Origin of the sequence: Microcoleus sp. CAWBG58 (assembly GCF_020883045.1) — a bacterium.
Classification (GTDB): domain Bacteria; phylum Cyanobacteriota; class Cyanobacteriia; order Cyanobacteriales; family Microcoleaceae; genus Microcoleus.
This window is the reverse complement of sequence record NZ_JAHRFA010000001.1, coordinates 116,723-131,884: the sequence shown is the minus strand read 5'-3', so window position 1 is coordinate 131,884 and position 15,162 is coordinate 116,723. Positions and strand designations below refer to the sequence as shown.

The 15,162-nt window shown below is 44.2% G+C and carries 11 protein-coding genes; 7 read left to right on the top strand and 4 right to left on the bottom strand.

Going from position 1 to position 15,162, the window contains the following annotated elements; all coding sequences use genetic code 11:
• Nucleotides 1-256: 256 nt before the first annotated feature.
• Both QZ918_RS00650 and QZ918_RS00645 read left to right on the top strand, forming a co-directional pair.
• On the top strand, nucleotides 257-598 hold the full coding sequence (locus QZ918_RS00650; protein WP_293329788.1) for a CpeR family transcriptional regulator: 342 nt from the start codon (nucleotides 257-259) through the stop codon (nucleotides 596-598).
• Entirely contained in the window at nucleotides 598-3,294 is a 2,697-nt protein-coding gene (locus QZ918_RS00645) for a PAS domain S-box protein (protein ID WP_293329786.1), read from the top strand. Before QZ918_RS00650 ends, QZ918_RS00645 begins: the two co-directional genes overlap by 1 nt.
• Nucleotides 3,295-3,516: 222 nt before the next feature.
• On the opposite strand, the gene QZ918_RS00640 is transcribed toward QZ918_RS00645, so the two are convergent.
• The 3 genes from QZ918_RS00640 to QZ918_RS00630 form a co-directional block, all read right to left on the bottom strand.
• Complete coding sequence (locus QZ918_RS00640; RefSeq protein ID WP_293329783.1) at nucleotides 3,517-4,608, bottom strand: coiled-coil domain-containing protein; 1,092 nt, start codon at nucleotides 4,606-4,608, stop codon at nucleotides 3,517-3,519.
• A gap of 228 nt (nucleotides 4,609-4,836) precedes the next feature.
• The gene (locus QZ918_RS00635) at nucleotides 4,837-7,923 is read right to left on the bottom strand and encodes a poly(A) polymerase (protein WP_293329780.1); all 3,087 of its coding nucleotides are present in this window, start codon (nucleotides 7,921-7,923) and stop codon (nucleotides 4,837-4,839) included.
• Between the two features lie 512 nt (nucleotides 7,924-8,435).
• Nucleotides 8,436-9,452 (bottom strand): adenosine kinase, encoded by a 1,017-nt coding sequence (locus tag QZ918_RS00630; RefSeq protein ID WP_293329913.1) that lies wholly within the window; start codon nucleotides 9,450-9,452, stop codon nucleotides 8,436-8,438.
• A 178-nt stretch (nucleotides 9,453-9,630) separates the two neighbouring features.
• On the opposite strand from QZ918_RS00630, the gene QZ918_RS00625 reads away from it, so the two are divergent.
• The 5 genes from QZ918_RS00625 to QZ918_RS00605 all read left to right on the top strand — a co-directional run bounded on the left by QZ918_RS00625 (nucleotide 9,631) and on the right by QZ918_RS00605 (nucleotide 13,973).
• A complete protein-coding gene (locus tag QZ918_RS00625; RefSeq protein ID WP_293329777.1) occupies nucleotides 9,631-11,190 on the top strand; it encodes a bifunctional aminoglycoside phosphotransferase/ATP-binding protein in 1,560 nt (519 codons plus the stop codon).
• Between the two features lie 88 nt (nucleotides 11,191-11,278).
• Nucleotides 11,279-11,602 carry a hypothetical protein gene (locus QZ918_RS00620; RefSeq protein WP_293156260.1) on the top strand — a complete coding sequence of 108 codons (324 nt, stop codon included), beginning with the start codon at nucleotides 11,279-11,281 and terminating at the stop codon, nucleotides 11,600-11,602.
• A 398-nt stretch (nucleotides 11,603-12,000) separates the two neighbouring features.
• A complete protein-coding gene (locus QZ918_RS00615; RefSeq protein WP_293329774.1) occupies nucleotides 12,001-12,795 on the top strand; it encodes a YdcF family protein in 795 nt (264 codons plus the stop codon).
• 514 nt (nucleotides 12,796-13,309) lie between these two features.
• On the top strand, nucleotides 13,310-13,546 hold the full coding sequence (locus tag QZ918_RS00610; RefSeq protein ID WP_293329771.1) for a hypothetical protein: 237 nt from the start codon (nucleotides 13,310-13,312) through the stop codon (nucleotides 13,544-13,546).
• 214 nt (nucleotides 13,547-13,760) lie between these two features.
• On the top strand, nucleotides 13,761-13,973 hold the full coding sequence (locus QZ918_RS00605) for a hypothetical protein (protein ID WP_293329768.1): 213 nt from the start codon (nucleotides 13,761-13,763) through the stop codon (nucleotides 13,971-13,973).
• A gap of 150 nt (nucleotides 13,974-14,123) precedes the next feature.
• Here the strand turns inward: QZ918_RS00605 and QZ918_RS00600 are convergent, their stop codons facing one another.
• Nucleotides 14,124-15,104, bottom strand: a complete 981-nt coding sequence (locus QZ918_RS00600) for an ABC transporter ATP-binding protein (protein WP_293329765.1) — start codon at nucleotides 15,102-15,104, stop codon at nucleotides 14,124-14,126.
• Nucleotides 15,105-15,162: the final 58 nt, after the last annotated feature.

The following is a 15,162-nucleotide window of genomic DNA, read 5'->3' as shown; positions in this document are numbered from 1 at the left end:
AAGTGGATGAAAGTTGATTTTATACCAGTTCCCCAAACAAATAATTGTACAATCTACATCGTTGGGTCGATCTCCTACTATCAACCTACATTTGTTAATGTTGTATGATTTTGGAGAACTGGTATTTCCTCATCTTGAGATACTAAAGTATGTCCAGAATTGATCGCAGTCGATTCGGAAGGATGTCAACTCTATCGATACACTGGCTTGAAAAAATTTCATTTATTAAATCCTAATCACATTTTGCCGATAGACCATGAGTATCACACTCAATAGTATTAGAATGTTGCCACCACAAGCCGAAAAAAAGTTGCAATGCTGGATTCGCAGCCGTCATTTAATTTGTTCTGGCAATTTTTACATCTTTGAAACTATAGACTATAGCGCTATTGAGCGGTTTACTGAGTCGATTACGGCTTTAGGAGGAACATTAATCTCGGTTCAGCCGATCGACAAAATTTGGATGGGCGATCACCGTCAAGTCATTCTATATCGTGCCAAAGCCAGTTTGCATACGCCTTGTCACAACCTCAAGCAATACTGGTTTAAATATGGTAGTTTCCAGACTAGGTTCGATTCCAGCCCTCGATCTGACTGATGCTGGTTAGCATGGTTGCAGCATGGTTGTTGTCTGTTGGTGGCATCCTGATTTTCATAGGAATTATCCAACCATTTTCTATGCTAAGTAACATTTTTCTAGTTGCGATCGGCGTTTTAGTTGTGGTAGTAATTTGCCCCTGCTTCAAACAGGAAGTAGCCCGACGACAAACAGCGGAAGGGGTGCTGCGACAACAAACCGATCGCGAACGGTTAGTCAATCAAATTGCTCAACACATCCGACAATCCCTCGATTTAGACCACGTGCTAGAAACCACGGTAGCAGACGTGCAGCGCTTTCTGGAAGCCGATCGCGTTCTCATTTACCGCCTGTGGCCAGACGGAACGGGCAGTGCCATTAACGAAGCGGTTTTACCCCCTTACCCCGTCATTTTAGGAACATCCTTTCCACCAGAAGTGTTTCCCAGCGAGTACCATGAGGCTTATTCTCTGGGGAAAACCCGCCTCATAGAAAATATTGAAGAAGCCGATCTCGAAACTTGTCTGACTGATTTTCTCCAACAATTTGGAGTCATAGCAAAATTGGTTGTCCCCATCGTCCAAGAAAATCGGCAGGTTGAGGGGAATCCTTCTGTACCCTATCTTTGGGGGTTATTGATTGCTCACCAATGCGATCGCCCGCGCATCTGGGAAACCTGGGAATTGGAGTTAATGCAGCAACTAGCGACGCAGGTGGCGATCGCCATTCAACAGTCTGAATTATACCAACAGCTTCAACAACTCAACGCCGAACTAGAAGAGCGCGTCCAACAACGCACCGAAGAATTAGCTCACGCCAACGTCGCCCTACGAGACGAAATTGCGGAAAGACAGCGCACCGAAGTAGAATTGCGCCACACCAATCACACCCTAAAAACCCTGATTAGCGCCTCTCCTCGCGCTATCTTCACGCTGGATATAGAAGGGTACGTCAAAATTTGGAATCCTGCCGCCGAACAGATGTTTGGTTGGACTGAAGCAGAAGTTATCAACCATCCCAACCCAATTTTTATCGACGATCCATTAGAAAATTATTCCACTCTCCGCAGCAATCTCCTGCAAGGAATCACATATAGTGTCGAACTGCGCCGCCACAAAAAAGACGGAAGTGCGATCGACATTATCTTTTCCGCCGCCCCCTTAAAAAATAGTGAGAATCAGATTGAGGGCATTGTCGCAGTGATTGCCGACATTACCGAACAAAAGCAACAGGAAGAACAGGTGCGACTCCTCCAATCAGTTGTTGTTAACACAAACGATGGCGTCGTAATTACCGAAGCGGAAGCGATCGATGAAGTTGGTCTTCGCATCATCTATGTCAATAAAGCATTTACCCAGATTACAGGATATAGCCTAGAAGAAGTTTTGGGTAAAACACCCCGGATTTTGCAGGGTGAAAAAACCGATCGCACAGAATTAGACAAAATTCGGACAGCACTTTCGCGTTGGAAATCAGTCACCGTTGAAGTGATTAATTATCGGAAAAATGGCTCGGAATATTGGAATGAATTTAGTATTGTTCCTGTTGGCGATCGCACGGGTTGGTATACCCACTGGATCGCCATCCAGCGAGACACAACCGAACGAAAACAAGCAGAACAAGCCCTGCGACAGAGCGAAGAACGGTTTCGATCGCTCATTGAAAATGCTCTCGACATTATTATGATTCTAGATACAGATGGTACGATCGGCTATGTCAGTCCTTCTGTGGAAAAAGTCTTAGGCTATTTAGTATCTGAACTCGTGGGGAAAAAAATATTTGAGCCAATTCACCCAGATGATTTTACCACTACTTATCAAAGTCTCACCAATACTTGGCAAAGTGCAGAACTAAACCGTCCCATTGAATTCCGCTACCGTCACAAAGACAACTCTTGGCGAACCTTGGAAGCGATTAGCCAACCTTTTATAGATAATGCTGCCACCACACGAATTATCGTTAATACTCGTGATATCACCGAACGAAAACGACTCGACGAAATTCGGTTAGCCCTGGAGCGCGAAAAAGAACTGAGTATTCTGAAAACCCGTTTTTTTTCAATGGCATCCCATGAATTTCGCACTCCACTCAGTACGGCTTTAGCAGCAGCTCAAATTCTCGAAAACAGCCCAGACGAATGGAATGACTCCCAAAAGCGACTGAGAAATCTGCACCGAATTCAGGATTCTGTGAGGAATATGGTGCAATTGCTCGACGATATTTTAACCATCAATCGCGCCGAAACTGGGAAACTAGAATTTAATCCAAAATTTTTGGTTTTGGACAAATTTTGCGAACAATTTGTGGAAGAAATGCGACTCAGCGCCGGCAGTCAGTATACCATCACCTTTACCTGTGAGGGAAATCCAATTCCCGTTTGTTTGGATGAAAAATTGTTGCGATCGATTCTGTCAAATGTGTTATCGAATGCAATTAAGTATTCGCCCAAAGGAGGTAATGTGCATCTTGGTTTAGAGTTTCAGTTGCATCAGGTGCTACTCCGAGTTTGCGATCGAGGAATTGGTATTTTTCCTGAAGATATCAAGCAGTTGTTTGAGCCATTTCACCGAGGTAAGAATGTCCGAACTATTCCTGGTACGGGATTGGGATTGATCGTAGTTAAAAAGTGCGTTGATTTGCATCAAGGTAGTATTGAGATTACCAGTGAAGTCGGTATTGGTACAACTTGTGTGGTGACACTTCCGTTGGTATTATAATAAAAGTTTTAGGCCAAGGTATGTAGTTGCGCTTCAGCGCTCTTTCCTAATATTTGCAAAGAGCGCGACTACAATAAAACCATCTTGTCAGGATAGGATATATACAACTACAAATAGGCTAAGGTATGTAGTTGCGATGAAAGCGCTCTTTCCGAAGATTAGCAAAGAGGGCTAAAGCCCAACAACGTACCTCATCTTTCTGATAACCGCTATAGTTGCGCTTCAGCGCTCTTTTGGGGCTTCGAGCTTGACTGGTGGGGTAGCTTTGAGATCGTCGAAGAGGGCTTTTTCTTCACGACCAATTGCATTGTAATCGTTAACTTTCTGCTTGTAAATATCGAATTGCTTTTGAAAACCAGCAACGCGCTCCTCCTGTTGGCGCACTAGATCGTTAAATTCTTGCACTTTTTGATTGTAATCAGATTTATTTTGTTCAAACTGAAACACCTTTTCTGGAGAGCCGTTACCCTGTCGGTAAGATTCTTCAGCTTGTTCCTTAAAACGCAGTAAGTCCAATTGCAACGCATCTAGATTGCGTTTCTGCGATCCGAGTTCGAGATTGCGCTCTTTGATTGTTTGCTTGGTTTGTGCGAGACTTGCTTCTAAGGTATCAATTTCAGGTTTGAGTTGCTGGGATTTCTCATCTAATTTTCGCACGATCTCTTGAGAGCGATCGGCTAATTTTACCACTTGTTGGCGATCGCGAAAGTAACGCTGATAGTATTGTTCGAGTTCGACATCGCCGAGATTGCCGAGCTCTGTCCCCAGATACGAGTGCAATTCGTTGACATACAAAGCTATATCCTTTTGCTGGTATTGCTTTAATATGCCAGACAAGCGATCGTTTTTGATAAGCAAAGCAGCTTGTTTGAGTTGGGGTGTTAGCTTGTCGCGATCCGATGGACTGAGGCGAGTGTAAGCGGCATGGAGCATTTCATGGGCTGCTGTCACTTCCATCACGCCTTGAAATCGATCGTCTGTAACCGACTGAATCGCAATTTTGCCCGATTTACCGTTGGTGAAATAGCACCCAAATATAATTAAGCTGTCCTTCATCCCTTCCTTTGGTTGACACACTTTTAAGAAGGTTTGCTTGGGTTCGATGGTTGGAGTTTGCCGGTAGAAAATTTGTTGCGCTTCCCGCGTCATGGTGGCGGCGGTGGCGAGACGTTCGATTGCTGCTGAAGGTGGCGCTACACCAATCCACTCGTCAAGCTGCGAATTTAAGACAATCCTAGAGATGGCCACAACTAGCACAATTATCCAGAAGTTCTGCGATCGAAATAAGTTTTTTATCGACCATTTTATATTCATAAAAATTTTGGTAAATCCATTTCTTTAAAAACTGCTAGGCGCAGATAACGCTGGTAGGTTAGTGACTCGGTGGAGGCGCTAATTTGAGTTTTTATTTGGGAATGTAGGATGCAAATTCATCGGAGCGCTACAGTTGGATTACAATTTTACCATTGAGTTACGCCAGATGGGCGATCGATCTGTCTGTCTTGTTCAAGAAAATATGTGAAATGGGTTCTCTAGCCTTTCTCAGGTAGATGAGGTACAATGCGATCGACCCGACGCGACGTGATATGAATCGCGATCGCACAACTCGATCGCCAATATACCGCTACAATCGTTAGCAGCATTGAACCGATCGATAAACTCATTGGTAATTTGGGCGATCGCACTAGCATCTTTATCTAGACTACAGTCAATACCTAGCACGACGCTAACTAGATTTTGCTTTCTCCGAATTCCAGGCCAAGGCCTAACAGAGATATTAAGTTTTTGCTCTAAATTAATCGCTAATCCAATTATATGACCTTCAATCCAACCGCCACATTTTTCTAAATTACCGATTTCTGGACTACTTACCGTCAATACTAAAAACGCATTCGATTGTTCCAGTAAATCGACAGACTCAAATAGAGTTGCCCAAGTGGTATTTTTTGTCAATACTTCCGACGCAATTTCTGCACCCCTCTCGAATTCACGGCGCAAGATGTCTGCGGTCGATCGCGTGACATTTCTGGTACTGTTGTGACAAGGTGCGATCGATGTAATTACGGGCAACCATTCCCGCGATTTGTGTACTTGATACTGTGTTCCGGCTTCAGTTAATGCTATTGGTTGAGTCCAATCATGTTGGCTGAGGATTTGGAAAAAATCGGCAAGCAAGATATCTAGGTTTAAGTCTTTGCTATGAATCGAACTCCAAGCTGTCAGTAACGCCCAAGAAAAATTACCGAGAAATCCCCAAGCATTACCGTGAATCTGACGTGCTTTTGCCCAGGTTCGCACCGCCCTTAACAAGTTTATAAACAAATCCCATGACAAATGTTTGCTGACTGTATCCATTATCAAATCCGCTTCCAAAGCACCTACTACGGCACTCCAACTGACAGCATCAAAAAATGGTCGATCGGCTTCAGATAATGCTTCAATTATCTCTAATTGTCCGAGGGTTGTGGCAGAGAGTAAATCGACTGCCACTCCTTCAATTTCCATTCTCAATACTGGTACTCTCCCCGATTTCACGAGTTGCGATCGATCCTCTACGAGGGCTTCGCTAACGCACAATCCTGCTAATCTAGTTTGTACCTGTTTGAGGAATGCTGCTGGTGTTAAAGGGGCGGGAATTATACAAAGTAAATCTAAATCGCTGTGGCTGCTTTGTACGCCAATCCGCGCCGAACCGATTTGCTGTAATAATGGTTGGTAGCCCAAACATTCTTGACAAGCTTGGGCGACAATTGATTGAATGACTTCTCGATGCAGTATCTGTGTTTGAGTGAGTTTGGGATCGAGTTGGTCGATTATTTGGATTAGCGATAAGTTAGACTCATTTTCTCCTGTTTTTGCGCCGGAAATTTCTGAGGGAGTTGCTGATTTTAAAGGTATCCGATATCTAATCTCGAATGGTTCGTTATCGCGGCGGCTAATTAGGGCGATCGAGTCTACTTGAAATTTGACTGGATGCCATTGGGAAAGTTCGGTTTGGGCGACTTGAGTTGTGGGAAATTGACCTACAGTTAAATGGGGTGTAAATCCGTTAGCTGATTTGCTACTTTGTTCGTCGCATTGCGGAAATATTTGTTGAAGTATTGCTTGTAATTGATGCAGCGCATCGGCAGGTTGAGGAATCGGATTTAACCATGCCGTACAGCTAGAAGAGTGCGTGAAAGTTTCAAAGTTTGATAGAGTTATAGTAAATGATTCTAGTTTTGTCAGTGCTTGGGTGATGGCTGCTGCTGCTTCTGAAAAATATGATTCTGGCAGAAAACCATATATTATATTGATATGAGGCATCCAACGATGAAATTGGCGATCGCAACGGCGGCGAATACTTTGAATTGCAGGTAAAATGTCATCGGGTGGAATGATGACAACTGCACTTTTATAGACAGGTGAGATGGTTTGTAAAGAGGCGATGGATTCTAGCTGGGTAAGAATCCCAAAATGATCGGAGGGATAGATTTTGCCTTCTGTATCTGGTATGGGATTGCAGGCAAATAATTCTATTTGACGAGATATCCAATCTCCATCCTGACTCCGTAACATCATCCTATCTAACCGTCCCGCAAGTCCAGTTAAACTCATTAATGCCGCCAAAGGATTAGCCTGGGGATGGAAAGTATATCCCGGATCTTCGGGATGCAGTGTTTGCCAAATATCAATAAAATTGTTTTGCGTTAATATTTCTGCTGGTTCGTTGTCTTTGGCATTAAAATCGCCAACAATTAGACAATCTCCCGGCTGTGAGTTTAGATATTCTAGCAAGATAGTAAGTTGCTTAGACCTGACTTTTTCAGAATTTTTATTGTAATCGCTGGTAAAATGGACGGCGGCGACATTGAGAGTTTTGCCATTCAGCAACCACTTTCCTACTAAAACCCGCTTCCGTGGCGAGTAGCGATATTCTACTAAAGTAAATGGCAATCGCGATAGCAGTAATAAACCGTGCCATTCCAGCGTTTCGCCTTGGGGAGATTCGGAGATATGATAAGCCTGAACCCAATCCTCGGCTAATAATTTTTCTAATAAACGCGGTGTTACTTCTTGAAGGGCGATAATATCGGCATCACACTGACGCAGATGCTCTATAATTATCGGAATTCGCTGGGCTGTCTCGGTAAGTTCTGACTCGTAGAGATCTGATAATACGTTAAAACTGACAATTTTTAATCTGGTTATTGTTACCGACTCTAATGGCAAATTGCTGGCTTGCCAATTTTGTCGATTGTATTGGTAAATATATCTAGTGGGGAAGTCTTTAACCAAGGTGGGATGTGATTGTTGAGGATCGATTTGCTGTTGCTGGTTTGCCGATTCTGGGTTTTCCGTGGCGACAACCCATGCGGCGATTGGTAATTCTCCAGTAGCAAACAAGTCTATCAGCCGATCGCGATCCCAAACAATTGTTTCCCCACATTTCACATAACGAATCCGATGCCAGGGAATATCGCCATCGACTGCCCATTCTGACAAAGGCTTTTCTCGCATATTACCAGAAATGCGATCGCTAAAACCAAGGCTAAAGGCACGATGGTCTAAACGACTATCCCATAAAACGCGATCGTAAATCTCGCGGATTGTCGCCATTTTGGGTTTTGGGGACTTTGGCTGTGACATGGCATGGTACGGTTATAGTTACACGTGTAATACGAGCGCAACTATATTGTACTACACAAAAAGGCGATCGTGTCAGGTGCGATGGGTGTCGATAAGGTAGCTTATTCCCATTTCCCATTGAAGGTTCGTAGTGTGGACTTTAGTCCGCAGTATGTTGCGGACTAAAGTCCACACTACGAACAATTTTTGTTATGTTAATCGACCGGACTTGATATTACAGGCAATTATTAACTTGAAAAAATTGAAAGGCGATGATAATGCCTATCAGCTTCGGATTGGCGACTCATCGAATAGGTTTTTATTTTGATGGCGAAACTGTTACTTTTGCCAGGGTGCTTCACCGGAAAGATCTTTATCGCTACTTTCCACCATAAAGCTGTTTTCACTCTCACAGAATGTTTTAAGCAACTTCTCCTTGTCCTTTGAAGTAGTAGATTAATGTATTTGTACCCGATTAGTGCTAAAGTGCGATCGCCCTTTACGACAAAAAGTGCGATCGCCATTTTCAACTACTAACCAGAAATCACCTGGTTCAGCAAATGAGCCTGAGAACCCTCAAGACGAGGCCCGTGAATCTGCACCACCATTGAAGCCAAATAATTGCCCCAACGAGCCGCTTTTACAGCACTCAAACCGTTAGTAATTCCAAACAAAACACCGCCTGCAAAAGCATCGCCAGCACCCACAGTATCGATCGCCTTTACGGGATATCCAGCCACATCCACAATCTGTTTATTTTCCACTACCATGCAGCCTTTGTCCCCATTCGTGATAAAAGCCAAATCCGAAATCTCGCTCATTTTGCGAGCGCACTCTTCCAGAGATTCCTCCTTGAAAAAGCTGCGAACTTCGTCAGAATTGCAAAAAATGACATCGCAATATTCCGAAACCACCTTGTGAAAATCATCCGCAAATCGATCGACCAAAAAGCCATCCGAAAAAGTAAAAGCCACCTTCACACCCAGACGCTTAGACTGTTCCATCGTCTCAATACTAGCCTTTCTGGGCTCCGGAGCATCCCAAAGATAGCCCTCAACATAACTGTACTTGCAGTGAGACAGGCGATCGACATCAATATCCGTCGCCGCCAGAGTAGTAGAAACCCCCAAATTAGTACACAGCGTGCGTTCCGCATCCGGCGTAGTCAGCACGACACAAGTACCCGTGGGCCCATTCGACTCAGTAGCAGGATGCACATTAAAATCAATCCCAGCCTCCAGCAAATCTTGGCGGTAAAATTCGCCGTTAGTATCCTTAGCAACCTTCCCCGAATAATAGCCTTTACCGCCACTCTGAGCCAAACCAATCATCGTATTTGCCGCAGAACCCCCCGATCGCATTTGCAGCGGATTGTGTTCCAAATCGTGCAAAATTCCCCCCTGGGTTTCCGAATTCATCAGCGTCATCGCGCCGCGATTCAGTCCGTGCTTGACCACAAAATCATCTTCGACTAATGCTAGGATGTCTACAAGGGCATTGCCCACGCCAAACACATCTACGGAACCGGATTCTGGATTGTTTTCTGTCATCACTAATTTTTGGTTTACGCTAAATATCAACTTTATAATAAATCGGATCAAAGTCAATATCCTTGCATCCCAAATCCAAATCCTCAATCCCCAATCCCCAATTGTCAATCTAAAAATCCCTAATCCTCAATCTAAAATCTAAAAATCCTCAATCTAAAATCTACAATCCAAAATTGATATGACTTCTCTCCCACCTCTGATTCAGCAGATGTTGCAGCCCGGGTTCTACCCCCACGGGGTGACAGAACCAGTGCAACTAATTCAGACTCACATTTCCTTTGTCCTGCTGACAGGAGATTATGCTTACAAAATCAAGAAACCAGTCGATTTTGGCTTTTTGGACTATTCGACTGTGGAGAAACGGCAGCATTTCTGCATCCAAGAATTGGAAATGAACCGACGCACAGCACCGGAAATCTATATCGAAGTTTTGCCAATTATTCAAAGTGGCGATGCGTTTAAATTTGGCAGTAATGCACCAAATGTAACTCCCACCCAAGTTGCTGTAGAATACGCGCTTAAGATGCGACAGTTTCCTCAAGATTCACTGTTGCTCAGTTTGTTGGAACGCGGACTGTTGACTGAGCAAATTATGGCAGACTTAGGGCGCGAAGTTGCCAAGTTTCACAGCACGGCAGTTAGTAATAGCTACATTCGCACATTTGGCGAAGTCAGTCAGATTCGGACAGCAATAGATAACAATTACCGGATTTCCCAAAAATATGTCGGCGGGCCGCAGACTGCGAGTCAATATCAGGAAACCAAAGATTATACTGATGCGTTTTTTGAGGCAAATCAAGATTTGTTTGAGCGAAGGATTGCCAACAATAAAATTCGCGAGTGTCACGGAGATTTGCACTTGCGGAACATCGCTTTGTGGCAAGGTAAAATATTGCTGTTTGACTGCATTGAATTTAACGAGCCTTTTCGATTTGTGGATGTCATGTACGATATTGCTTTTACAGTCATGGATTTGGAATCGCGGGGGCGCAGAGATTTAGGAAATGTTTTTCTCAATACTTACGTCGAACAAACAGGCGATTGGGAAGGAGTGCAAGTGCTGCCGCTGTATTTGAGCCGTCAAGCTTATGTGAGAGCAAAAGTAACTTCGTTAATGTTGGACGATGAAGCGGTTTCTACTGATGAAAAAGCACAGATTTCACAGACTGCCGCTCATTACTACAAACTGGCTTGGGAATACACAAAGCCGCGCCGGGGAAAGTTAACTTTGATGTCTGGTTTGTCTGGTTCTGGAAAAAGTACAGCGGCTCGATATTTGGCCCGCCACACTGGGGCGATTCACATTAGATCCGATGCTGTTCGCAAACATTTAGGGGGAATTCCTTTAAATGAACGCGGTGGTCAAGATTTGTACTCGGATGAGATGACGGCGCGGACTTATGGTAAATTGTTAGAGTTGGGGATAATGCTGGCTGACCGAGGTTGGAATGTGATTTTAGACGCTAAGTTCGATCGCCAAAACTTGAGAACCGATGCGATAAATCTGGCTCAATCCCACGGCTTGCCGCTGCAAATCGTTTACTGCACCGCACCAATGGCAGTATTGCGAGAACGACTGCAACAGCGCACAGGCGATATTGCCGACGCCACAGCAGAACTATTGACCTCGCAACAAGCAGAAGCAGAACCTTTTACACAATTAGAGCAAATTTCTCTAAACGTTGTAGATACCGCACAAGACTTAGATGTACAATTAAATTTGATTTGTGGGAAGTAGTTGAATTGCGATCGCCCGCGATGAATCTTACTTCTCTGCTAATATTGTCAATATCTTTCTGTATTATTACAAAAATAACTTGCAGCTCATGGCAAAATTTAACGGAGACTCCAAGGGGTTTAACCCCGCGCTGATCTGGTTTGTGTTGTTTACCGTTGGGTTTCGCTTAGTAGGATGTAGTCTGCCCGTGAGTATTGGCCTTGGTGTCCTCGGCGGCGTGGCAGCAGGCTTAATGGTCGCTTGGTGGCACAATGAACTACTACTCAACCCGAATACACGTTCCAAGGAGAAAACCTCGGATGCTATCCTCAATAAAGAAGTCGTGGAAGTAGACGGGCATAAATACAAAACCTCCCGGCGTGAGCCTACTTCATTCTTTGACTGGCTATCAGAGCCTGAGGATCGTCGCTAGCACCGATTTGTTTTTAGTATTGAGTTTTGAGCTTTAATTTTAATAGTGTAAAATTCAAAACTCAATCATAAAAATTAAACTTTTAGACCAAAATAGTTAGCAGATCCCTGCCACTCCCAAGCTTACGGATGTTGAAATCATCAACAGTTTGTAGTGCGGACTTTAGTCCGCAGGGTATAGCGGACTACGAACGAATCTTAAAGTTTGTAGTGCGGACTTTAGTCCGCAGGGTATAGCGGACTACGAACGAATCTTAAAGTTTGTAGTGCGGACTTTAGTCCGCAGGGTATAGCGGACTAAAGTCCGCACTACGAACGAATCTTACTGGGGTTAATAGAACCGAGACGGTATTATAAATTACAAATTATCGCTAAGGATCAATTAGAATTATTTCCTGAATGTTTGTATTTCTGTCTAAACTTCTGCCACTGTTTATTTATCCTTTGGGATTGAGTTGCCTGTTAATGATGGCGGCTTTGATCGTACTTTGGAAGCGTCCCAAATGGGTGGCGGCACCAATGGCTGGGGCTCTAATTATTTTACTGCTTGGAAGTAGCGGTTGGGTGTCAAAATCGTTAGTGCGATCGCTCGAATGGCAAAATTTACCAACCGCTGAACTCCCTCAAGCTGAAGCGATTGTCGTGTTGGGTGGCGGTGTGAAAGCAGCGCGAGCACCTCGCCCTTGGGTAGAATTGGGGGAAGCGGGCGATCGTATAATATACGCTTCCCGACTTTACCGTCAAGGCAAAGCTCCCCTGTTAGTGCTCAGCGGCGGTAGAGTAGATTGGAAAGGTGGGGGCTCTCCCGAATCGGCAGATATGGCAGAAATTGCCCAAACAATGGGCGTACCGGCATCAGCAATTCTGCAAGATCCCGATTCCCACAACACCTATCAAAATGCCGTCAACGTGCGGCAAATCTTAGACGCAAAAAACATCAAAAAGCCCGTTTTGCTAGTGACATCGGCGATGCACATGACTCGATCGCTCTTGATTTTTCAGCGCCAGGGAATAAAAGTAATTGCAGCACCAACAGATTTTCAGATAACCCAGCAGGATATCGCCACATCTCAAAGCAACGGGCTAGCATTCGCCCTCGACTTGTTGCCGGATACCTATTATCTACACCAGTCTACTAAAGCTCTAAAAGAATACATCGGCTTAATCGTATATCGCCTGCGGGGATGGCTTTAATGGATTTTGGATTTTAGATTTTGGATTTCAACTAATATCGTATCCTGTCGATTGACCGCAATAAGTAAGGAACGCACGTGTGGACTTTAGTCCGCAGAAATTGATGCGGACTAAGGTCCACACTACGAACGGTTTTTGTTATAATATCAAGCAACAATCAATGCAACAATATTGGTAGAGTGTGGATTCATCAATTGTACTCAAAAAAAGACTAAAATAATGAGAGTTAAATAACTTACCATTTGATGATTATTGTGGGATGGGCGTCCCGCCCGTCCAGAGAAGACGGGCGGGACGCCCATCCCACTTTCAAGAGTGTAAATTATTTAATTTGCGATCCTAAAAATCTACCCAGCGACGCATGACTCACGACAATCTCTGAATAAACCAACTCAACGCACGATTTTTTATAAATCTTATAAATTCTAAAATCCCAAATCTAAAATTCGATGAATTAATGTGTTAACTTAAAGTAATCACAGCAAATATTTGCCACAGTCGCCCCCAAACAATTATGTTGCCCCACGAGCTACAAAACATTGTCCCAGAACCGACTCCAACGGCTGAAATTTTTCAGAGACATCAAGTTGTCCGTGAGTTTTATGACGAAGTTAAATACCGTCAAGAATTTGAGCTTTATTGCCAGTGGTATTATGCTACAGCTAAGCAGCACCAACAAGAATTGCAGAAAATGCAGGGAGATTTTAATATATTCGCTTGGTTCCGTCGCGGACATACTCCAGGCGCTTGAACAGTTGACAGTTGACAGTTGACAGTTGATAGTTGACAGATTGAGCATAACCTCTACCCTTAAGTCGGAGGATTGGAGTAATGAATAGTCTGATTTTAATTTCTCCCTGAAAGGGTTCCAGCTTTCAAGCAATTCTTCCTGGTAAACGCGCGGGGATTCTGATTTCAAACTGGGTGCGATCGCATGGCTGAAACAGTAGCACCAGAAATTAGCATTGTTTTTAGCTCGGCGAGTGGAACAAGCTGGGGATTTGGATGCAGCAGCTACGGCTATTTCTGGAGTTAATGAATATTTGAAAGTGTGGAATTATCCAACTCTCAAAGATATTGTAGGGTGCGTCAGCGAGGGACCTAGTTTTCAGGTGGGGGAACCAGAAGTAGCTGACGCACCCTACTACTATTGTAGGGTGCGTCAGCCAGGGGCCTAATTTTCAGGTGGGGAACCAGAAGTGGCTGACGCACCCTACTACAAATGTGACTGTCAAAAGAAATATTTTTTGTATTTATTGAGATGCTTCCGGGGGATGCAAGGGGAATCCGGTAAAAGACGGTAGCCGTTTCCAACAAATATCCCTATTTCAAGTGCTCGAATAAATCCCTCTTTCTTGCAGTTGCTGAATAAAAAACTCTTCCAAAGAAGGCTTAGCCAAATTCATCCCAATTAGCTGCCCTCCCATCACGCTCAAATTTGCCATAAAATCCTTCGGATTTCCCTGCAAATGACCGTACCACAAATCATTATCAACTTCCATATCGGGGATCCATTTTTGCAGAATATTCAAATGGCCGCCCTTACCTTGAACTCGGTAAGTTTTAGTATTACCCAAAAGTTCATCGATCGCACCAACACAGATTAACTCACCGCGAGCCAAAATTGCCACCCGATCGCAAATCTTCTCCACATCCGAAAGTACGTGCGAATTAAAAAAAATTGTTTTTCCTTGATTTTTCAGCGATAAAATTATCTCCCGCATCTGATAGCGCCCCATCGGATCTAAACCAGACATCGGTTCGTCCAAAAATACTACATCGGGATTGTTAATCAAAGCTTGAGCCATGCCGATCCGTTGCAGCATTCCCTTAGAATACTGGCGCAACTGTTTTTTAATTGCCGCCGATTGAGCTAGCCCAACTAAATCTAGTAAATGCGGAATTCGCTGCCGCTGAATCGAGGGGGGGATTTGAAATAAGCCCGCCGCAAATTGCAAAAATTCCCAGCCCGTGAGATAATCGTAAAAGTACGGATTTTCTGGCAAATAGCCGACTCGCCGCTTCACAGTGCGATCGCCCAAAGGCTTCCCCAACAACAGCGCCCTGCCAGAAGTCGGCCGCACTATCCCCAGCAAAGTCTTCAGCAGCGTAGTTTTCCCCGCTCCATTCTGCCCTAACAGCCCGAAAGTTTCCCCCTCAGAGACAGTCAGAGTGCAATTTTTGAGCGATTCAATCTTTTCGTTCATCCAGAAGCCAGTACGGTAGAACTTCCCCAGATCAAATGTTTCCACCACTGGGGTAGCCCCCGGCATCTGGGTGGAAGTTGGCGCATCTATAACAGGTTCCATTTTCGTCATATAAATAAGTAGCACCTGATTATATTCTATTGCATAAGTCCCTTAATAA